The sequence below is a fragment of the Lysobacter sp. GQ73 genome (genome assembly GCF_059758755.1).
The window spans coordinates 78,145-99,168 of the sequence record NZ_JCAXEE010000011.1; the positions used below are offsets into that span (position 1 = coordinate 78,145).

Here is a 21,024-nt window from a genome sequence, read left to right on the forward strand (position 1 = left end):
GCGCGACCGCCTACGCCGCCTCGCCTTCGTCCGGCGGTTGCGCCAGCAGACTGCCGGCGTACAGCGCCGCCAGCAGCAAGGTCAGCCCGCCCCAGAAGGTCGAATAGAAGGCCAGGTGGGTGTTGAACGGAAATACCGTCACCAGCAGGGCCAGCATCGCCGGCCGCGCGGCCTCGCGCGCGCGCGCATCGGCCACCGCCCAGGCGCGCCAGGCCAGCGCGGCCCCGGCCAGCCACAGCAACAGGCCGAAGGCGCCGGTTTCGGCGAGCACTTCGAGCAGTAGCTGGTGCGCATGCAGCGCCGGCCCCTCGCCCCAGGACGTCGTGCGTCCGGGCTGCGGGTCGCAGGCCGGGAAGGCCTCGCGGAAACCGCGCGCGCCGACGCCGTTGACCGGATGCTCGCCGACCATGCACAGCGCCGCGCGCCAGATCCGGGTACGCCCGGACAGCGCGCTGTCGAGCCCTTCGACGTCGGCGCTGACGATGTGCGCGGTGCGGGCGAGGCGGTCGTGCACCTGCGGCGTGGTCTGGTCGAGCACCGCCAAAGCCAGCACGCCGAACGCGAACACGCCGAGCAGGCGCTTCCAGCCGAGCAGGCGCCAACCCGACAGCACCAGCACCAGGCCGTAGGTGATCCACGAGGCGCGCGACCCGGCCAGCACCACCACCACGCCGACCGCGGCGGCCGCGATCAGCCAACCGCCGAGACGGAAACGGCGGCCGGCGGCGTAAAGCACGAACGGCGAAAAGCTCGCGATCACCTGGCCGAGCTTGAGATTGCACGGGCCGAGCACGCCGCTGAGGCGGTCGACGCTGGCGGTCTCGGCGGCCGAGCACATGCCGTGTCCGCTGATCGCCTGCTTCAGCGAATCGATGCCGAAGAACAGAGGGCTGGTGCCGGTGAGGCCCTGCAGCAAGGCGTCGACCGTCCACAGGCCGATGATGATGGCCAGGCCGCCGAAGGTGGTGCGTTGCCCCTGGCGGGTCGCGACCGCGGCCGCGACCAGCCACAGGAACGGCAGATAGCGCAGGTCGACCGCGGCTTCGCGCAGGGCGCGGCCCGGGTCGACCGCATCGATCGCCGAAATCAGCTCCGGCAGCCAGTAGGCCGCGAACAGGGCGCTGGTCAGCACCCAGGCCGGATCGCTGAGCAGGCGCGCGCCGGTGTTGAAGCGCGCCAGCGCCAGCCGGACCAGCGCGGTCAGCGCACCGAGGGAGAGGACGGTTTCGGCATAGCCCGGCGCGAACAACAGCGCCACATAGGCCAGGATCCAGGCCGGCGCCCAGCGCCAGCCGACGATCGCATGAGGTGCGTCGGCAGGCGGCGGCGCGGCCGTCGCCGGCTCAGGCGCGGTGTGCGGGATCGACGAGTTCGGCATAGACGGCAAGCGTGGCCTCCTGCATCGCCCGCAGGGAAAACGCCATCGTATCCACAGGCGCGGGCGCTTGCGTTAGCAATTCGCAAGCCGCCGCGCGCAGCGCCTGCAGGTCGAACGGCGCGACCGCGCCGCGCGGCTGCAGCTCGGTCAACAGTTCGCCGACGCCGCCGTGGTTCCAGCCGACCACCGGGCGCCCGCACGACAGCGCCTCGACCACGGTGCGGCCGAAGGCCTCGGGCTTGCGCGAGAGCTGCAGGACCAGGTCGCTGGCGGCATAGGCGCGGGCGATCGCGTCGGTCGGCGCGGTGAAGGCGATCGCCTCGCCGATGCCGAGCTGCTGCGCGGCCTGTTCGAGTTCGAGAATGTAGGCCTCGCGCCCGGCCTCGCGCGCGCCCGGCAGCCACAACCGCGCGTCGCGGCCGTCGGCGCGGATCGCCGCGAGCAGGGCCAGCGCATCGGCATGGCCTTTCAGGCGGGTGCCGCGGCCCGGCAGCAACAGCAGGGGGCCGTCGCCGGCGAGCGCGGGATGCTGCGCCGCGGCCCAGGCGCGCGCCTGCGGATCCGGCCAGGGCGCATGCGGGAACGCCGCCGGGTCGATGCCGCGCGGAATCACCCGCAGCTTGGCCGGGTCGGTGTCGGGATAGTGTTCGAGCACGTAGTCGCGGACCGTGCGCGACACGCAGATGCTGCGCTCGCCGCGGGTCATCACCGCGCTGTAGCGCGAGGGCGAATTGAGCCCGTGCACGGTGGTGACGAAGCGCGGCCGGGTCGCCTCGTCCAGCCCGCGCCAGGCGAGCAGGCCGATCCAGGCCGGCAGGCGCGAGCGCGCATGGACGATGTCGACCGAATGCTCGGCCCACAGCCGGCGCAGGCCGAAGGCATGGCGCAGGGTCGAAGGCGATTTGCGCCCGATCGCCAGTTCGATGTGTTCGGCGCCGGACGCCACCAGTTGCGGCACCAGGCGGCCGCCGGCCGAGACCACGATGGCGCGGTGGCCGGCGCGGGCGAGCGCCTCGGCGATTTCCAGGGTCGAACGTTCGACACCGCCGGATTCCAGCTTCGGCAGCAACTGCATCACCGTCAGCCGGCGCATGGTCGGCCTTGGCGATGTCACGCGGCGGCGATCAGTCGTCGACCAGGGTGAAGTGAGCGCCGCAGTACGGGCACTGGCATTCGCGCTCGGCCTCGACCGGCAGGTACACGCGCGGGTGCGAGTTCCACAGCGCCATCGACGGCAGCGGGCAGCTCAACGGCAGCTCGGCGCGCGTGACGGTATAGCGCTGTTCGGCGTTGGCCTGGGTGGGATGGGCGTTGGCTGCGGTCATGAGGGACGACGGATGGCGACGCGGGGGTGGCAGTTTAGCAGCGTTGCGGGGCCGGGCCGTGTAGGGCCCCCTGGCGGGTCGTCGGTGCCAAGCGCAAATCCCCTGCCCCCCCTCTCCAAAGGGGAAAGCTTCGGGTAGGCGCTGCAACAGTTGCCGCTTGATCGGGTACCGAGCGATCCACTCGACCGAGCGAGGATGCCTCGAAGCGACGAACGTCCGGATCGATGCGATACCCCGAAACGCCCCTCCGTTTGGAAGGGGGTCAGGGAGATGCTCCCGCTCTTGCCCCTCAACCCGCCGGCGGCAAGTCGAAAAACAGCAGTTGCGCGCGCGCATCGCCCGATCCGGTCAACACCAGCTCGGCCGACTCCTCACGGAAGCCCAGGGCGTCGCCGGCTTCGAGCGTGCGGCCATCCACTTCGATCCGGCCCTGCGCGAGCTGCAGCCAATACAGCCGCCCGGCCTCGAGTACGCGCCGCGCGCTGGCGCCGGGCGTCAGGCTGAGCGCGTACAGGCGCAGGTCCTGGCGCACCGGCAGGCCGCCGTCGACGCCGTCGCGCGAGGCCAGCAGAACGAACTCGCCGTCGCGCGCGTCGGCCGCTTCGAGTTGGGCGTAGGCGGGCCGGGCGTTGAGCCGGTCGGGCTGGATCCAGATCTGCAGGAAATGCACCGGCTCGCTGTCGGAGGCGTTGTATTCGCTGTGCTCGACGCCGTGGCCTGCGCTCATCCACTGCAGCTCGCCGGCGCGGATCACCCCGCCGCCGTCGGCGCTGTCCTTGTGCGACAGGCCGCCGCTCAGCACGTAGCTGAGGATTTCCATGTTGGCGTGGCGATGCGGCTCGAAGCCCGCGCCGGCGGCGACGCGGTCTTCGTTGATCACGCGCAAGGCACCGAAGCCCATCCAGGCCGGGTCGTAATAACCGCCGAACGAAAACGTGTGGCGGCTGTCGAGCCAACCCGCCTGAATCCGGCCGCGGGCGCTGGAGGGGCGTTCGATGATCATGCGTTCGCGCTTACTTCTTGGCTTCGGGCTTGGGCACCAGCGCTTCGGTGGTGATGCGGATGTTGACTTCGTCGCTGACGTTCGGCGCGTACTTGCCGAGACCGAAATCGCTGCGCTTGAGCGTGGTGGTGGCGTCGAAGCCGGCCGCGGCGCGCTTGGCCATCGGCTGCTCGCCGATCTTGTTGATGGTGACGTCGAGCACCGCCGGCTTGGTCACGCCGCGCACGGTCAGCTCGCCGCTGACCTTGAGCTTCTTCTCGCCGGCCGCTTCGACCTTGGTGCTCTTGAAGGTGATGGTCGGGAATTTCTCGGCGTCGAAGAAATCGGCGCTCTTGAGGTGCTCGTCGAAATCCGGCACGTGCGAATCCAGGCCGTCGAGCGGGATGGTCACCTGCACCGAGGACGCCGCCGGCTTGGCCGGATCGTAGGTGATGGTGCCGTCGACCTTGCCGAAATGCGCGACCGGATTGGAGAAGCCGAAATGGCTCCAGCCGACCACTACGTCGGTGTGGTTGGGGTCGATCTTGTAGGTCACGGCGGCGGCGCTGGCGGTGCCGGCGAAAGCCAGGCCCAGGGCGGCGGCGAGCAGGATGCGCTTCATCTTGGATTCCTCGAATGGGGTCGTAAGGGATGGATCGTATGGAGCGTGTGGTTCGGGAGAAATGACGACATCACTACTGCGCAAGCGGGCGCGGGCCGGCATCGGCCCGCGCCGGAAGCATGGCGGCACGCACGCCTCAGTCGATGCGCGCGGCCTCGTCGAACGGCAGGCGCGGCGAACGCGGGAACAGCGCCGACGGATCGCCGACGCCGAGGTTGATCAGGAAGTTGGACTTGATCCGGGTGCCGGCGAAGAAGGCTTCGTCGACCTTGGCGTTGTCGAAACCCGACATCGGGCCGGTGTCCAGGCCGAGCGAACGCGCCGCCAGGATCAGGTAGGCGCCCTGCAGGCTGCCGTTGCGGAATGCGGTGGTGCGGATGTGCTCGTCGTTGCCGGCGAACCAGCTGCGGGCATCGGCGTGCGGGAACAGGTAGGGCAGCTTTTCGTGGAATTCCAGGTCGTGGGCGACGATCACCGTGACCGGGGCGGCCATGGTCTTGGCCAGGTTGCCTTCCGACAGCGCCGGACGCAGCTTTTCCTTGGCCGCGGCCGACTTGACGAACACGAAGCGCGCCGGCGAGCCGTTGGCGCTGGTGGGCGCCCATTTGACCAGGTCGTACAGCTGGCGCAGCGTCTCGTCGCTGACCTCGCCGCCGAGCTCGTTGTGCGTGCGGGCGGTGCGGAACAGTTGATCGAGGGCTTCGTCGTTCAGGGGCCTGGACATCGTCTTCTCCATGAGGCTGCCACGCTGGGCGTTGATCGGGAGACGAAGTGTAGAGTCTCAATCTGACCTTAGAACCGACAATCCCGGAACGGATTAAGCGCATCTGTGCAACGAAACGGCCTTTCTGCCAAAACTAACTCCACCGCTGCAACCTGGATCCTGACCGACGGCCATGCCGGCAACCAGCGCCAGGCCCATGCGCTGACCCAGGCGCTCGGGCGGCCGGCGATCGACTGGACCCTGAGCCCGCGCGCGCCCTGGCGCTGGGCCTCGCCGCGGCGCCTGCCCGGCGCCGCCCAGGCGTTCGGGCCCGAGTTCGTGCGCGCCCGCGGCGCCCGGCCGCCGCTGGTGATCGGCTGCGGCCGCCAGGCCGCGCTGGCGACCCGGCTGCTGCGCGGCGAGGGTTGCGCGGCGGTGCAGATCCTCGACCCGCGCATCGCGCCGAAGCATTGGGACCTGGTCATCGCCCCCGAGCACGACGGTTTGCACGGCAGCAACGTCGTCACTCTGCTCGGCAGCCTCAACCCGGTCGACGATCTGTGGCTGGCCGGCGCGCGCAGCGCGTTTTCCGCGTTCGGCGCCCTGCCTGGGCCGCGCACCGCGCTGCTGCTCGGCGGCCCGAGCGCGCACGCGAAGTTCGACCAGGCCGCGTTCGACGTGCTGGCGACGCAGTTGCAGACCCTGCTCGAACGCGAGTCCGGCAGCCTGTTGGCGACCACCTCGCGGCGCACCCCGGTCGAGATCCGCGCGCGCCTGCGCCAGCGCCTGGCGCGGTTGCCGCGGGTGTCCTGGTACGAACCCGGCGAGGGCGCCAACCCTTACCCTGGCCTGCTCGGCTGGGCCGACCGCATCGTCTGCACCGCCGACTCGGTCAACATGCTTTCGGAAGCCGCGGCCACCCGGGTACCGGTGTTCGCCTTCGGCATCGAGCGGGTCGACGGCCGGCCCGGCCGTTTCGTCGACAGCCTGCTCAGCCTCGGCCGGGTCCGCCCCTTCGATCAGCGCTTGTCGGCCTATCCGGTGACGCCGCTGCGCGAAACAGCCCGGGTCGCGCAGGAAGTCCGCCGCCGCCTGGGCTTGGGCTTGGGCTTGGGCGACTGAGCCTGCGGCGGGCGGCCGCTCCTAGCGGGCTTGGCGGGGGTTGGCGAAGCTGCCGATGAAATGCAGTTCGTTGTAGCGCCGGCCGGGCTGCGCTTCGTGGAACACGGCGTGGTCGTAGAAATACAAGGCATTGCCTTCGACCACGCCGAGCGCATGGCAGCGCGCCAGAATCGCGCGCTCGGCCTGAGGCGTATGCGTGCCGACTTCCAGCACTAGGGTTTCCACCGGCACGACCCGCAGCCCGGCGGTGACATGGGCGATGAAGAAATCCTCGTCCAGGAAGTCGCAACCGAAGTCGCGATGCGCCGGGCAACCCGAGCCGCTCGCTTCCATGCCGTCGAGATAGCGCTCGAACGCCTGCGGCGACTGGGTGGTCGTGCCCATCCACACCGAGATCATGCCGCGCGCGCTGTCGTCGATCATCGCCGCGCGCCGCTCGTGGCGCCCTGCCGACCGCGCCCGGTCATGACGGCTGGCCCAGACCGTGCGCGCGCAGCGCCGACGAGATAGCGGCGCGCGAAGCGGCGATCGCCTCGGTCTCGACCACCCGGCGCGGGCGCCGGTCGAGCGTGCATTCCAGCCCCGCCGCCAGCAAGGTCGTGTGCGCGACACGCAGCGAGGCGGCCTGGGTGTCGTCGAAGGCGCCGCAGCGGCGCGCCGCCTCGATCAGGCCGGCCGAGTCGCGCGGCGACAGCAGCGCGCGCTCGCGCACCGAATCGCGCAGCACCAGGTACTGCAGCAGGAATTCCAGATCGACCAGGCCGCCCTCGCCCTGCTTGAGGTCGAAATAGGCGGCGTCGCTGCGGTCGAGTTCGGCGCGCATCTTCACCCGCATCCTGGCGATGTCGTCGCGCAGCTTGGCGCCGTCGCGCTCGCGCGCCAGGGTGCGCTCGCGCACCGCTTCGAAACGTTCGTGCAGGCCGGCGTCGCCGGCGACGAAGCGCGCGCGCACCAGGGCCTGGTGCTCCCAGGTCCAGGCGCGTTCGTACTGGTATTCGCTGAAGCTCGCCAGCGACGACACCAACAGGCCCTTGGCGCCGTCCGGGCGCAAGCGCACGTCGACGTCGAACAAGCGCCCGGCCGCGGTGACCGCGCCGAGCAGGGCGACGATCTTCTGCGCCAGCCGCGCGAACCAGCGCCCGGCATCGAGCGGACGCGCGCCGTCGGACTGGGCGCCGCCTTCGATCGCCGGCGCGTCGTAAAGAAACACCAGGTCGAGATCGGAACCGAAACCGAGTTCCTCGCCGCCGAGGCTGCCGTAGCCGAGCACGGCGAAACGCGCACCGGGCACACGGCCGTGCGCGCTGGCCACCTCTTGCTCGGCCAGGGCGAGAATGCGCATGACCACGCCGTCGGCGAGCCAGGCGAGCTGGCGCGCGCTCTGCTCGGCCGACTGGCGGCCGTCGCGCAAGGCCATCGCGATGCGGAAGCTCAGCGACTGGCGCACCTCGTTGAGCGCCTGCAGGGTCGCCTCGGCGTCGTCGCCGCCGCCGACCTCGGCGCTGGCCGCCTGCAGTTCCTCGCGTCCCGGCAGCGGGCCGACCACGCGCGCGTCGAGCAATTCGTCGAGCAACAGCGGGTGCGACGCCAGGCGCTCGGCCAGCAAGGCGCTGCGCGACACCGCCTCGACCAGCCGCGACAACGCCGCCGGCTGTTCGTCGAGCAACGCCAGGTAGGCGCTGCGGCGCAGGACGTTGTGCAGCAACGCGAGCAGGCGCTTGAGCGCGAGCATCGGCTGCGAGGAGGTCGCCGCGCCCTGCAACAGCGCCGGCAACACCCGGTCCAACCGCGTGCGCGCCGCATCCGACAGGCCGCGCACGCCGGGGCTGCGGGCGAAGTCGCGCAAGGCGCCGTCGGCCTCGGCGGCCGCATCGAAACCGGCCTCGGCGAGGGTCTCGGCCTCGCCCGACTCGGGCAGCGCGCGCCAGTACGCGGTCAGCGCGTCCGGCGCGGCGCGGCGGCGGCGCGGCGCGAGCAAGGCTTCGAACTCGCCGGTCACGCGTTCGCGGCGGCGTTCCAGTTCGCTCGACAACCCGTCCCAACCGGCATGGCCCAGGCCGACCGCGATGCGCAGGCGGTCGCCGTCGGCCGCAGGCAAGGCGTGAGTCTGGGCGTCGCGCAGCATCTGCAGGCGATTTTCCAGGCGGCGCAGGAAACGATAGGCCTCGGCCAGCGATTCGCCGGTCTCCTCGGCGATCTGGCGCAGCGCGATCAACTCGCGCAACGCCGGCAACAAGCGCCGCCCGCGCAGCTCGGCCTCGCGGCCGCCGCGGATCAGCTGCAGGGCCTGGACCAGGAACTCGATCTCGCGGATGCCGCCGGGGCCGCGCTTGATGTCGTCGGCGAGTTCCTTGCGCGCGACCTCGGCGCTGATCGCCGCCTTCATCGCGCGCAGGCCGTCGAGCGCGCCGAAGTCGAGGTAGCGCCGGTACACGAACGGCCGCAGGGCCTCCAGGAAGCGCTCGCCTGCATCCAAGTCGCCGGCCACCGGGCGCGCTTTCTGCCAGGCGTAGCGCTCCCAGTCGCGGCCCTCGCGCTGGAAGTACTGCTCCATCGCCGCGAACGACCAGGCCACCCGGCCGGCGTTGCCGTAAGGGCGCAGGCGCAGGTCGACGCGGTGGCAGAAGCCGTCGGCGGTGATCTCGTCGAGCAGGCGCGCGAGCTGCTGGCCGAGCTTGGCGAAATACGCCTCAGCATCGAGCGCGCGGGCGGCGTCGCGGCCGTCGAACTCGGTGCTGCCGTCGTGCTCGTAGGCGTAGACCAGATCGACGTCGGAACTGAAATTGAGTTCGCCGCCGCCGAGCTTGCCGAGGCCGAACACGACCAGGCGCACGCGTTCGCCGTCGCGCGTGCGCACCGCGCCGTGGCGGCGCTCGAACTCGTCTTCGAGCGCGCTCAACGCGACCTGCAGGCAGACCTCGGCCAGGCGCGTGCTGCCGTCCAGGGTGTCCTCGACCCGATCCAGGCCGAGCGTGTCGCGCCAGATCAAGCGAGTCGAGCCGGCCGCGCGGTAACGGCGCAGGCGCGTGCCCCAATCGGCGCGGAATTCGGCTTCGAGCGTAGGCGGCGGCGGTTCGCTCGCGCCGTCGTCGGCACCGAGCGCGAGCAGCAACGCCGGCTGCCGCACCAGGGTGTCGATGGCGAAGTCGCTGACCACGGCGACGCGCGACACGCGCTCGGCCAGGTCCGCATCGTCGAGCGCAGCGCGCGCTTCCGGCGAAGCCGCGCGCAAGCGCGTCAAGGCGCGCTCGGCGAGCGCGTGTTCGAGTGCCGGGCCGTCGTGGGGAAGAGTCGAGGAGAAAGACGCGGACATGCGGCGATGATGGCATGCGGTGTGCGGGGGGAGTTAGAAGCTAGGAGTGAGTTGGGAGGAGTGAGTTGGGAGAAGTGAGGAACTAGTAACTAGTAACTAGTAACTAGGAACTAGGAACTAGGAACTAGGCGGGTGGGAGCGATGGGGCGCGGGTTGCGCGCTGGGCGATGTCGATCGAGCGGGTGACGGCTGCGTTCGGTTGTCGGCGCGGCGCCATGCGGCGGCGGTCGCGTCGCTCGCGCGAGGGCGGGTGGTCTCGCTGCCGCAAAAGCGAGTCGGCCGGGAGTTCGCGCGCGTGCCGAAGCGCTACAAAACCTTCGGGCATAAAAAAGCCCGCTTCCGGTAGAACCGGTTGCGGGCTTGCTCCCTCCCCCACGTCGGGATGCGGGGCGATCGTGAAGGAAGCGTTATCCCCTTGCACGCTGCAGTGCAAAACAGAACTCACCAGTTCATTTGAAACACTGAGAACGATTCGCGATACGCCTCGGCAAGCCCTGTAACGACGCGGATGTTACCGATGACATCGCATTCGTCGCTGTGACCACAACCCTTCGGCGCTGCGTTCGCTCAATAAACCTGAACAGGGAGGACAAGCGCTTGGCTGCGCCAAACGCTCGCAGCCCGGCGGGATGAACAGCGCGGCGCCGACCGGCCCTCATGAACTGCTGTGTCCTGTCGGCCGCGTTCCTGCCGTTGATTCGGCGTGCTCCCCGCATCTATATGGAAGCCACCCGCGTCCACGGAGAGGCGCTATGCCCCGCAACCCCGCATCCCCCCGCACTCTGCTGACGGCCTGGGCCGCATGCCTGCTCCTGTCGGCCTGCAGCCATGCCTCATCGCCCCGTTCAAGCGCCAACGCCACCCAGGAGGATCCGATGACCGCCGCCAACGGCACCACCCCACTCAGCGGCGACGAGGTCAGCCGCCGCATGCTCAAGCTGATCGGCAGCCTGGAGTCGAATGCCGACCTGACCGCCGAGCACGTGGAGAAACACACCGGACTGGCCATGCGCCAGGCCGACAGCGGCGACGGCTCGTTCGGCGCAGGCGCCCAGATCCATCCGGACTGGTCGTACAACCTCTACGTCACCCGCCCGGCCGGCTCGCAGAAGAACAAGCTGATCTTCGACTTCGCCCGCAGCGGCGACGAGCGCGCGCCGATGACCCCGGTCTGCGGCCTCGACTTCGACGCCTATGCCAAGGAACTCAAGAGCATGGGCTTCCAGGACAGCGCCTCGTACGGCGAACACGGCCGCGTCGATCACTGGAATTTCCAGCGCCCCGCGCTATCGCTGCAGGTCTTCGTCGAGGGCGAGTCCAACGATTCGCCGGACAAGATCGGCCATCGCTGCGTCAAGACCATCACCATCGAATAAGGCTGGGAAGCCATCATGCCGACCCCGACCAGTACCGAGCTGCAGAAGCTGCTCGACGAATTCGCCAAGCAACCCGGCGTCTCCGCCGAGGTCGCCGCGAACCTGAAGACCACCATCGCCAACTCGCCCACCCTGGCGGCGCAGGTCGACGACGCCATCGCCAAGGGCCACCTGAAATCGTTCAAGCCGCTGACCGATGCGCATGCCGGCGGCGCCTACAACGGCAAAGAGCAAGCCATGCTGTTGCCGATCAACGGCCTGACCAAGCCGCCGGCGGGCAGCTACGACGCCGGCAACATGACCTTCGTGCTCGGCCATGAAGTGCAGCACGGCTTTTACCGCAACGACCGCGACACCGCGCTGAAGACCTTCGCCACCGAAGCCACCGCGCTGGCCAAGACCGTCGGCGACAAACACGACTACACCGCGACCATCGGCAAGGTCATCCAGGCCGACCGCGACAACGAAGCCAAGGCCCACATCGCCGGCTGGAACGCCCTGGTCGGCAGCGTGCGCGAGGCCAAGCCGACCGCGACCCTCGCCGACGTCTACAACGCCTCGCCCGGCCGCGCCGGCGACTTCATGACCCGCGGCGGCAGCGCGCCCAACTTCACCTATGCGCTGAAGGCCGACCTGACCGTCGATGCGAACCTGTCGATGGCGATGAGCGCCGACAACGTCAAGGCGATGGGCAAGTACTACTTCGACATGCCGCCGGCGCAGGCGCGGCTGGGGCACAACGGCAATTCGGACTACGCCAACTACTACGGCGCCGGCTACATCGGCTACGTCAGCCAGCTCGAACACGCCCACGGCAAGACCGCGGCCGGCGGCAAGCCCGAGCTGCACGTCAACCTGACCCAGCTCAAGCTCAACGAAAGCATCATGGAGCAGAACGGCATCGACCTCGGCGCCAATTCCGCCAACCGTCAGCCCTATTTCGACACCAGCAGCACGCCGCCCCGGGCCGGGCACTTCGACCACACCAAGTCGACCCACACCCACGTCAACATCAACGCCTCGCCGCTGGACCTGCTCAACGAGTTGCGCGGCGACCCGCATGCGCACGGCGGCAAGGTCGACCCGCGCCACGCCGAGCACCCCGACCACGCGCTGTTCCGCGGTATCCTCGACAAGGTCAACGGCGAGTACCGCAAGCACGGCGGCCAACTGTCCGAACGCGACGCCGACCGCATCGCCGCCGGCCTGACCCTGGAAAGCAAACGCAACCAGTTGACCCCGGATCACGTCGTGCTGAGCGTCGACCCCACTACCAAGGAAGTCGGCAAGACCGCGTTCCTGGTCCACGGCGACCTCGCCAGCCCCACCCATACCCGGGTAGGGGTGGCCACCGACCGCACCGCACCGACGGAAGAATCGTTCCGTCAGCTTGAGGCCCTGAACCAGGCACAGGCGCCGGCCCAGCAGGCCGCGCAGGCACCGCAGCAGACCGCATCGCGGACGGCACCCGCACTGTAAGAGCCGCTGCACCGCGGCGGTCCACCGAGACACCTTCCAGTGCCGATCAGGCACTTCACCGAAGTGCCACCAGGAACCCAAGCATGGATCGCAGTTCCCAGACCTCGGCTGCGAATGCACGGCGCTGCCCGCTGCGAGCGCAACCGCTCGCGCTCGCCTGCCTGCTCGCCGCTGCACCCCCGACCCTCGCCGCGCAGGACGGCGCGCCGCGCGAGCTCGACCAACCGGTGATGGCGCGCATGCTGCGCTCGGCCGACGCCAAGACGCCATCGATGCTGTTGACCCAAAGCGGCCCGCAACCGCTGGACACTCACGAAGCGATCCTCGACCTGCGCGTCGTCTACACCGTGTCGGATATCTGGAACCCCCAGCACAACCGCTTCGACAAGGTGAAGTTGCGTTCGTACCAGAGCCCCGGCACCAATCCCAAGGTGCCGTTCGTGGCGCCGACCATCGTCACTTCGCCCGGCGAAACCGTGCGCGTGCGCCTCGACAACGCCCTGCCGCCGGAACAGTGCGGTTCCTCGGGCATCAACGTTCCGCACTGCTTCAATTCGACCAACCTGCACTCGCACGGCCTGTGGGTCAGCCCGACCGGCAACAGCGACAACGTGCTGCTGACCCTGCGTCCCGGGGTGAAGTTCGAGTACGAATACAACCTGCCCGCCGATCATCCGGCCGGCACCTACTGGTACCACCCGCACCTGCACGGCTCGACCGCGCTGCAAGTCTCCAGCGGCATGGCCGGCGCGCTGCTGGTGCGCGGCAACCGCCTGCCTTCGGCCGACCGCAACGGCGACCTGGACACCTTGTTGCGCGACCCGGGCGGCACGCCCTACCCCGACCGCGTGCTGTTGTTCCAGCAAGTCGCCTATGCCTGCCGCGGCGCGCCGACGCCCACCGATCCGCTCGGCAAGATCAAGACCGACCCCGTCACCGGCGCCTGGGTCTGCGATCCCGGCGACGTTGGCGGCCTGGAGGCCTACGATCAGTTCGGTTTCACCGCCGACGGCAAGAACCTGTGGAACGTCTCCGGCCGCTACACCAGCATCAACGGCGAAGTGCTGCCGACCTTCTTTGGCCTGACCGCCGGCCGCGCCGAACGCTGGCGCCTGCTGCACGCCGGGGTGCGCAACACCATCAACCTGCAACTGCGCGCGGTACGCGCGGGCGCCGCCAGCATCGAGGGTCTGTCCGGACCGGCGCTCGACGGCTGGGTGACCCGGAACTGCACCGGCCCGTTGCTGCCGCAGTTCGAGGTCGCCGCCGACGGCCTGAGCCACGCCCAGGCGATCGAGAAAGGCGAAAACATCCTGCAACCCGGCTACCGCAGCGATGCTCTGGTGGTGTTCCCGCAGGGCGGCCAGTACTGCGTGATAGACGGCGCCGCACCGCCCGGCGGCAGCATCACCAACGCCGCCGAAGACCGCCAATTGCTCGGGCTGGTCAACGTCGCCGCCGGCAGTGGCCCCCCGGTCAACGACATCCGCGCTTATCTGACCCAGAACCTGATCGCCTCGGCGAAGTACCTGATGCCGGCGTACATCCGCGCCAAGGTCGTCGCCGACCTCAGCGACCGCCTGCGCTTGAATGCATTCGTGCCGCACAAGGACATCCCGAAGAGCGAACTCACCGGCTCTCAGGACCTGACCTTCGACATCGACACCAAGGCGGTGCCGATGGTGTACAAGGTCGACGGCAAACCCTACGACCCGAACGGCGCGCGCGACCTGGTGCTCGGCGGCGTCGAGGAATGGACGCTCACCTCCAGGCTCGGCGGCCATCCCTTCCACATCCACGTCAATCCGTTCCAGGTGGTCAGCATCCTCAACGACAAGGGCGTCGAGGTCAGCATCGCCGGCGAGCCCGGCGACTCGCAGTACGCCAACACCCAGGGCACCTGGAAGGACACCTTGTTCGTCAAGCAGAACTACAAGGTGTTCGTGCGTACCCGTTACGAACGCTACATCGGCGAGTACGTCCTGCACTGCCACATCCTCGACCACGAGGACCAGGGCATGATGCAGAACGTGCGCGTGCTGGTGCCCGACGGCAAGGGCGGCGGGATCGGCAACGCCCACCATTGAGGCGACGACCGGAGCGCGGCACGAGGCGGATCGCGTCGTGCCGCGATGTCGCCATACCTTGTAGGAGCGGCGTGAGCCGCGACCGCGAATCTACGACAACGGCGTAGGCTGGTTTCGCGCGGGTGGGTTCAGGGCTTCGGGTTGCCAGGTGGTATCGATCGCTTCGGTTGGAGCGGCGCAAGCCGCGACCGCGCAATTGCGGCAACGACGCGGGTGTGGTTTCGCGTGAAGGGTTCCGGGTTTCGGGAAGCCAGGTGGTATTGATCGCTTCGGTTGGTCGCGGCTCACGCCGCTCCTACAGGGGGAAGGCGCCGCGGGCTAACCCAAGATCCAGGCTGGCCGTGCCTCAACGCTGCGTGCGCCTGGCGTACTCGGCCATGTCGATGCGCAGGATCCGGCGCAGCTCGAGGATCGCCTGCGGGGTCTCCTGCACGCTGTGGCCGGACGGGATCACCTTCTCCGACAGCGCGCCGTCGAGGTGGGCGCTGCGGTACGGCACCGCGCCGTCGCTGGACTGCAGCAGCGGCAGCTTGGGATCGCGCTGGCCGACGATGGTGTGGTACGGCAGGCCCGGTTCGATCGGCAGGTTTTCGGTGCTGCGCATGAACAACGAGTTCGGGCTCAGGTCGTCCGGGCCGGTCGGCGGGCGGCCCTTGCGGAAACCGATCTTCTGCAATTCGTCCTGGTTCACTTCGTTGCGCTGGGCGAGCTCGGCGGTTTCGCGCAGCACGTCGAACGGCAGCCGGATCAGCTTGCGTACCATCCGCAGGGGCCAGCCGTCGGTGACCACTGCGCCGCGGTGCGGCGAGGCCATGAACACCGCGCGTTCGAACTGCGGCATCGCCTTGAACACGGTCAGCTCGCGCACCAGCGGCTCCTTGCGCAGGCGCTGCGCCGCGGCCGGATCGAAGGCCTGCAGGGTCGCGTCGAGGACGCGCTCGCCGCTGTCGCTGACCAGCAGGCGCGAGATCACCCCGCCCATGCTGTGCCCGACCAGCACCGCGTCGCGGCCGGCGACGTCGTCGCCTTCGGGGTCGTAGTGAGCGAAGGTCTGGGTCAGGGCCGCGTCGATCGCGGCGCGATTGGCCAGGATGCTCAGGTTGGTCGGATAGAACACCTGCCACAGTTGGTAATGCTTGCGCAGGGTTTCGTCGCCGAGCAGTTCGTTGGCGAGGTTGACCCAGGCCTCCGGGCTGCTGGCCAGGCCGTGCACCAGCACGATCACCCGCTTGTCGGGGTCGTAAGGCTGGTTGAGGTAGATGCGCGGCTTGAACGCGCGCGCCTGCTTCGGCCGCAGCAGGCTCGACAGGCTCAGCCTCGCCAGTTCCGAACGCGCCAGCCAGATACCGTAGGCGGCCGAGTAGTTGGCCGCCAGCGGCACCTTGCGCCCGGCGATGGTCTCGCTGTCGATGCGATAGGGGTTGTAGACGTCCATGCGCGCGACGCGGCTGGCGAGCACCGCGTCGAGCCCGCCGTCGCCGTCGAAGCGCAGGGTCGCGGTCACCGGCAGGTAGCGGGTGTCGCGGTAGGGCGTGTCGGCGGCATCGGGGTCGCTGCGCGAACGGCGCGGAAACACCGCGACCAGGGCGGTGCCGAACCCGTCGCGGCGATAGACCGCGCGCAGGTTGTCGAAGCCCAGGGTGTCGGACGCGAGCAAGGCCTCGGGTTGCTGGGTCAGCTCGGTGGCTTCGTAACCGTGCAGGGCGATGCTCAGCTCGAGCCCGCCGACCTGCAGCGGGGTGGCGCCGATCTGGCCGCGGCTGGCCTCGAAGGCGGCCTGGGCGACGACGTCGAGAGCGCGGTTGTAGAAACGCAGCACGCGCTCCTGGCGGGCCTCGAACACCCGTTGCTCGGGCGTGCGCGGGCTCAGGAACAGATAGGCATAGGCATAGCGCGCGGTCTCGATCGCCGCGCGCGTGCGCAGGTCGGCGTCGACGTCGGGCCCGGCCTGTGGGTTCGGCTCGGCGCGTTGCGACGGCCCGGCAGTCCTCGACGGCTGGGCGCGCTTGGCCGGGCCAGCGCTCTCGGCGGCCTGGGCCACGGTCGCGGGCGCGGTGTTCATGCGCAGCAGCTGCAACTCCGCCGCGGTCGCCAGCCAGTCCTCGACCGGCGCCAGCGGCCGCAGTTGGGCGATGCAGGGCTCGGGCTCGCGCGCGCACTGATCGGGGTCCAGGCCGGCCGAGCCCAGCGCGGTCGCCGCGGCGGTGCTCAGGCGCCCGCTGCTGAGCGCGTCGAGGTTGCGCTCCACCGCGACCTCGCCGAAGGCGCGTTCCTTGACCTTGACCACGGCGCAGCCGCTGCCGAACGACAGGGCCAGGCTGGTCACGAGCAGGGCGATCGGGCGCAGGGACATGCAGGTTCCAGGGCGGGGCGGGGCTGGCCGGCATTGTCGAGCGCGGCCGGTCGCGAGTAAACGCATTCCGCTCGCCGCCGCTGCCGCAGGCCCGGCGGGCAAAGAAAAACCCCGCCTCGCGGCGGGGTTTTCCGTGTTGCGTCAGCGCGGAGGCTCGAATCAGAAATCCATGCCGCCCATGCCGCCCATGCCGCCGCCGCCCGGCATCGCCGGCTCGTCCTTCTTCGGCAGCTCGGCGACCATCGCTTCGGTCGTGATCATCAGACCGGCGATCGACGCGGCGTTCTGCAGCGCGGTGCGGGTGACCTTGGTCGGGTCCAGGATGCCGAACTCGAGCATGTCGCCGTATTCGCCGTTGGCGGCGTTGTAACCGAACGCGCCCTTGCCTTCCTGGACCTTGTTCAGGATGACCGACGGCTCTTCGCCGGCGTTGGTGACGATTTCGCGCAGCGGAGCTTCCATCGCGCGCAGGGCGATCTGGATGCCGTGGTTCTGGTCTTCGTTGGCGCCCTTGAGGCCCGAGATCGCGGCCTTGGCGCGCAGCAGCGCGACGCCGCCGCCCGGGACGATGCCTTCTTCCACGGCAGCGCGGGTGGCGTGCAGCGCGTCTTCGACGCGAGCCTTCTTTTCCTTCATCTCGATCTCGGTCGATGCGCCGACCTTGATCACCGCCACGCCGCCGGCCAGCTTGGCCACGCGCTCCTGCAGCTTCTCGCGGTCGTAGTCCGAAGAGGTCTCTTCGATCTGCGCCTTGATCTGCTTGATGCGGGACTGGATCGAATCGCCGTCGCCGGCGCCGTCGATGATGGTGGTGTTCTCCTTGGAGACCTGCACCTTCTTCGCGCGGCCCAGATCCTTGATCGTGGCCTTCTCGAGCTGCAGGCCGACTTCCTCGGAGATCACGGTGCCGCCGGTCAGCACGGCCATGTCTTCGAGCATCGCCTTGCGACGGTCGCCGAAGCCCGGAGCCTTGACGGCGCAGACCTTGACGATGCCGCGGATGGTGTTGACCACCAGGGTCGCCAGCGCTTCGCCTTCGACTTCCTCGGCGACGATCAGCAACGGCTTACCGGCCTTGGCGACGCCTTCCAGCACCGGCAGCAGGTCGCGGACGTTGGAAATCTTCTTGTCGTACAGCAGCACGAACGGGTCGTCGAGCTCTGCCGACATCGACTGCTGGTTGTTGATGAAGTACGGCGACAGGTAGCCGCGGTCGAACTGCATGCCCTCGACGACGTCGAGTTCGTTCTCCAGGCCCGAGCCGTCTTCGACGGTGATCACGCCTTCCTTGCCGACCTTGTCCATCGCCTGGGCGATCAGGTCGCCGATGTCGGCGTCGGAGTTGGCGGAGATCGCGCCGACCTGGGCGATTTCCTTGCTGGTCGAGGACGGCTTGGAGAGCTTCTTGAGCTCGGCCACGGCCTCGATCACGGCCTTGTCGATGCCGCGCTTGAGGTCCATCGGGTTCATGCCGGCCGCAACGGCCTTCATGCCCTCGCGGATCAGCGCCTGGGCCAGCACGGTCGCGGTGGTGGTGCCGTCGCCGGCGTTGTCGGAGGTCTTGGAAGCGACTTCCTTGACCATCTGCGCGCCCATGTTCTCGAACTTGTCGGCCAGTTCGATCTCCTTGGCGACGGACACGCCGTCCTTGGTGATCGTCGGCGCACCGAAGCTCTTCTCGAGCACGACGTTGCGGCCCTTCGGACCGAGGGTGGCCTTCACGGCGTTGGCGAGCACGTTGACGCCGCGCACCATCTTGGCGCGCGCATCCTCACCGAAACGAATTTCTTTAGCGGACATGGTTGGAACTCCGGGAATGGGAAATAGGGAATAGGGAATCGAAAGAGCGCATTACGGAGTCGGGACGGGACCCGGGAGGCAGCGCAAGCGCGTGCCGATTCCCGATTCCCCAATTCCAGACTCCCGCCCGATCAGCCGACGATCGCGAGGACGTCGTCTTCCTTGAGGATCTTGTACTCGACGCCGTCCTGCTTGTAGGAGCTGCCCGAGTACTGGCCGTAGATGACCTTGTCGCCGACCTTGAGCTTCGGCGCGCGCACGCTGCCGTTGTCCAGGGCCTTGCCTTCGCCGATGGCGACGACTTCGCCCTTGGTCGACTTTTCCTTGGCGGCGTCGGGGATGATGATTCCGCCGGCCGAGATTTCGTCGGCTTCGATCGGCTTGACCACAACGCGGTCGTAAAGCGGCTTGAGATTCATGGCAACCCTCTGTAAGTGCTTGAATGGGTGGAGAAAGAAGGGGAATTTTAGCAGTCGCCCCCGGAGAGTGCCAACGCCGGGGACAAAAGCGCCCGGACGAACCGGGACTGCACGCTAGATGAGGCGGTACCGGAAGCCTTTCAAGGGGGGGGCGATGAAATCTTCTCTTCTCCCGGTGACCGGCCGGGTACCGAAGACCCACCCGGGCGCCGGCCGGGGCACCCGCGGTCCGCTCAGGTCCCGAGCCGTGCCAGGTAGGCGGTCGGGCTGGCGCCGAGGCTGCGCCGGAACATGGCGATGAAGGCGCTGACGCTGTCGTAGCCCAGGTCCAGGGCGATCGCGGTGACCGCGTCGCCGGCAGCGAGGCGCTCCATGGCCCGCATCAGCCGCGCGCGCTGGCGCCACTGCAGCAGGCTGTGACCGGTCTGCGCGGCGAAGCGCCGGCTCAGGCTGCGCTCGGACAAATGCGCGAACGCGGCCCAGTCGGCCAGGCCGCGCGGGTCGGCCGGGTTTTCGATCAGGGCCTGGGCGAGTCGCAGCAAGCGCGGGTCGCTCGGCATCGGCAGGCCGATCGGCGGCTGCACCGGGTCCGCGCTCAGACCGGCAGCAAGCGCGCCCGACGCGATCTCGTCGAGCAACACCTGCAGCAGCCGGACCTGGGCCGGGCCCAGCGGCGCGTCGCCCGGCCATTGCGCCGCCCGCGCGACCGCCTCGCGCAGCAGGCCGGACACCCGCAGGGCGCAGGCCCGGGCCGGCAGCGCCGCACAGGCGGGCTCGGCGACGTAGACGCTCCAGCCGGAGAACGCCGCGCCGTGCGAGCGCAACGAATGCTCGGCCTGCGGCGGCACCCAGACTGCATCCGTCGCCGGCACCAGCCAGCGCCCCTGCGCGGTGCCGACGGTCAACAGCCCCCGGTGTGCGCCGAACAATTGCCCGCGCGCATGCCGGTGCGCGGCGGTATCGCGTACGCCGGCGTGAGTCGTGGTCGCCGCGATCGCCACCGGCCCGTCGGCGGAATCGGCGCGCAGCGCGGCGAGCAGAGGATCGGACATTGGCCGGAACCCGCTATCGAATGGCCGGGGCAACGTAGCAGAGGCTCGCCACCGAACCCAGCATGAGCGCCTCCTCCATCACCGAGCACCGCCATGCGAGCCGAAGACCTGTTGCCCGACCACCTCGACCACACCTGCATCGACGGCGTCCTCGTGCGCAAGGGGTCGGTCGGCGCCTTTCTCGCCAACGCGCGAATCTGGACCGATGCGCAGGCCGATGCCGGCGCGCGTGCGCAGGCCGAACGCCATATCGCCGAAGCGCTGCCGGCCTTGCGCGCCCTGGGCCTGTTCGAGGTGCTGGAGATACGCGACCCGCGGCTGCGCGCGTGGGTTGCCGGGATGAGCGGGGTTGTGAGTACGTAAGCACCAGTGTTTCGTCGCATTCGCAGTTCGCGGGTCGCGGCTCGCGCCGCTCCTACCCAAGAGCGGCGACGAGCTATCCCGCGGTTGCGGTTGCGGTTGCTGTTGCTGTTGCTGTTGCTGTTGCTGTTGGGGTTGCTGTTGCGGTTGCTGTCGCGGTTGCTGTTGCTGTTGCTGTTGCTGTGCGCAGCATCGCACTAGCGAAGGCAATCGACGACCCGGAGGGCGGCCCGCAGGGATACGGGCCGTTTTTCATCGGGACAGGGATGTCCCGTATGAAAAATCCCTGCGTCGGCATCGCTCGTGCGGGCTTGTGATTCAAAACAAAGCATTTTTCTTTGGTTACCTTTCTTTTGTTGCTTTAGACAAAAGAAAGTAACCCGCCGCTTTAGTGGCGGAAGCTTTGGGTTTGATCTTGATCTGATCCAGATCCAGATCCAGATCTTTCCTGAAAGATGCGCTGCAAGACTGTGGCGGCGATGTCGCGGCTTGCGCCGCTCCTACCCTGGCGCGAGCACACCGCCTCGGCGAACGGCGACAGCCCCGTCATCTCTGCGCGTTCGCGGTCGCGACTCACCTCGCTCCTACAGGGGCACACCCGAAGACGACGCGACATCGGGACATGGCGGTCGCGGCTTGCGCCGCTCCTGCCC

At 69.0% G+C, this 21,024-nt stretch carries 17 protein-coding genes; 5 read left to right on the forward strand and 12 right to left on the reverse strand.

The window, feature by feature from the left end; translation table 11 throughout:
* Positions 1-10: 10 nt before the first annotated feature.
* The 6 genes from AC6CH2_RS21995 to AC6CH2_RS22020 all read right to left on the reverse strand — a co-directional run bounded on the left by AC6CH2_RS21995 (position 11) and on the right by AC6CH2_RS22020 (position 5,031).
* Positions 11-1,378 carry an O-antigen ligase family protein gene (locus AC6CH2_RS21995; protein ID WP_498271093.1) on the reverse strand — a complete coding sequence of 456 codons (1,368 nt, stop codon included), beginning with the start codon at positions 1,376-1,378 and terminating at the stop codon, positions 11-13.
* Positions 1,344-2,471: a glycosyltransferase family 4 protein gene (locus tag AC6CH2_RS22000; protein ID WP_498271077.1), complete on the reverse strand. Its 1,128-nt coding sequence runs from the start codon at positions 2,469-2,471 to the stop codon at positions 1,344-1,346. The genes AC6CH2_RS21995 and AC6CH2_RS22000 overlap by 35 nt, the downstream gene beginning before the upstream one ends.
* Before the next feature lie 31 nt (positions 2,472-2,502).
* Positions 2,503-2,703 (reverse strand): zinc-finger domain-containing protein, encoded by a 201-nt coding sequence (locus AC6CH2_RS22005; protein WP_435397378.1) that lies wholly within the window; start codon positions 2,701-2,703, stop codon positions 2,503-2,505.
* 289 nt (positions 2,704-2,992) lie between these two features.
* The gene (locus AC6CH2_RS22010; protein WP_498271078.1) at positions 2,993-3,706 is read right to left on the reverse strand and encodes a pirin family protein; all 714 of its coding nucleotides are present in this window, start codon (positions 3,704-3,706) and stop codon (positions 2,993-2,995) included.
* Positions 3,707-3,716: 10 nt separating this feature from the next.
* Entirely contained in the window at positions 3,717-4,307 is a 591-nt protein-coding gene (locus tag AC6CH2_RS22015) for a YceI family protein (RefSeq protein ID WP_498271079.1), read from the reverse strand.
* A 136-nt stretch (positions 4,308-4,443) separates the two neighbouring features.
* On the reverse strand, positions 4,444-5,031 hold the full coding sequence (locus AC6CH2_RS22020; protein ID WP_435397375.1) for a malonic semialdehyde reductase: 588 nt from the start codon (positions 5,029-5,031) through the stop codon (positions 4,444-4,446).
* Positions 5,032-5,136: 105 nt separating this feature from the next.
* Here AC6CH2_RS22020 and AC6CH2_RS22025 point away from each other — a divergent pair, with 105 nt between their 5' ends.
* Positions 5,137-6,132 carry a mitochondrial fission ELM1 family protein gene (locus AC6CH2_RS22025; RefSeq protein ID WP_498271080.1) on the forward strand — a complete coding sequence of 332 codons (996 nt, stop codon included), beginning with the start codon at positions 5,137-5,139 and terminating at the stop codon, positions 6,130-6,132.
* A gap of 21 nt (positions 6,133-6,153) precedes the next feature.
* Here AC6CH2_RS22025 and AC6CH2_RS22030 read toward each other — a convergent pair whose 3' ends face one another.
* Both AC6CH2_RS22030 and glnE read right to left on the reverse strand, forming a co-directional pair.
* Positions 6,154-6,555, reverse strand: a complete 402-nt coding sequence (locus AC6CH2_RS22030) for a hypothetical protein (RefSeq protein WP_498271081.1) — start codon at positions 6,553-6,555, stop codon at positions 6,154-6,156.
* A gap of 40 nt (positions 6,556-6,595) precedes the next feature.
* A complete protein-coding gene (gene glnE, locus AC6CH2_RS22035; protein ID WP_498271082.1) occupies positions 6,596-9,445 on the reverse strand; it encodes a bifunctional [glutamate--ammonia ligase]-adenylyl-L-tyrosine phosphorylase/[glutamate--ammonia-ligase] adenylyltransferase in 2,850 nt (949 codons plus the stop codon).
* Positions 9,446-10,320: 875 nt separating this feature from the next.
* Here glnE and AC6CH2_RS22040 point away from each other — a divergent pair.
* From AC6CH2_RS22040 to AC6CH2_RS22050, 3 genes are all read left to right on the forward strand, one after another.
* Positions 10,321-10,821 carry a hypothetical protein gene (locus AC6CH2_RS22040; RefSeq protein WP_498271083.1) on the forward strand — a complete coding sequence of 167 codons (501 nt, stop codon included), beginning with the start codon at positions 10,321-10,323 and terminating at the stop codon, positions 10,819-10,821.
* Positions 10,822-10,836: 15 nt separating this feature from the next.
* Positions 10,837-12,300, forward strand: coding sequence for an XVIPCD domain-containing protein (locus AC6CH2_RS22045; protein WP_498271084.1), 1,464 nt, complete (start codon positions 10,837-10,839; stop codon positions 12,298-12,300).
* 83 nt (positions 12,301-12,383) lie between these two features.
* Positions 12,384-14,387 (forward strand): multicopper oxidase family protein, encoded by a 2,004-nt coding sequence (locus tag AC6CH2_RS22050; RefSeq protein WP_498271085.1) that lies wholly within the window; start codon positions 12,384-12,386, stop codon positions 14,385-14,387.
* 346 nt (positions 14,388-14,733) lie between these two features.
* Here the strand turns inward: AC6CH2_RS22050 and AC6CH2_RS22055 are convergent, their stop codons facing one another.
* The 4 genes from AC6CH2_RS22055 to AC6CH2_RS22070 all read right to left on the reverse strand — a co-directional run bounded on the left by AC6CH2_RS22055 (position 14,734) and on the right by AC6CH2_RS22070 (position 20,011).
* On the reverse strand, positions 14,734-16,740 hold the full coding sequence (locus tag AC6CH2_RS22055; RefSeq protein WP_498271086.1) for an esterase/lipase family protein: 2,007 nt from the start codon (positions 16,738-16,740) through the stop codon (positions 14,734-14,736).
* Between the two features lie 159 nt (positions 16,741-16,899).
* A complete protein-coding gene (groL, locus tag AC6CH2_RS22060) occupies positions 16,900-18,540 on the reverse strand; it encodes a chaperonin GroEL (protein WP_435396992.1) in 1,641 nt (546 codons plus the stop codon).
* A 131-nt stretch (positions 18,541-18,671) separates the two neighbouring features.
* On the reverse strand, positions 18,672-18,959 hold the full coding sequence (locus AC6CH2_RS22065; protein ID WP_031370299.1) for a co-chaperone GroES: 288 nt from the start codon (positions 18,957-18,959) through the stop codon (positions 18,672-18,674).
* A 233-nt stretch (positions 18,960-19,192) separates the two neighbouring features.
* Positions 19,193-20,011 (reverse strand): AraC family transcriptional regulator, encoded by an 819-nt coding sequence (locus tag AC6CH2_RS22070; protein ID WP_498271087.1) that lies wholly within the window; start codon positions 20,009-20,011, stop codon positions 19,193-19,195.
* Between the two features lie 93 nt (positions 20,012-20,104).
* On the opposite strand from AC6CH2_RS22070, the gene AC6CH2_RS22075 reads away from it, so the two are divergent.
* Positions 20,105-20,374 (forward strand): hypothetical protein, encoded by a 270-nt coding sequence (locus AC6CH2_RS22075; RefSeq protein WP_498271088.1) that lies wholly within the window; start codon positions 20,105-20,107, stop codon positions 20,372-20,374.
* Positions 20,375-21,024 lie beyond the last annotated feature (650 nt).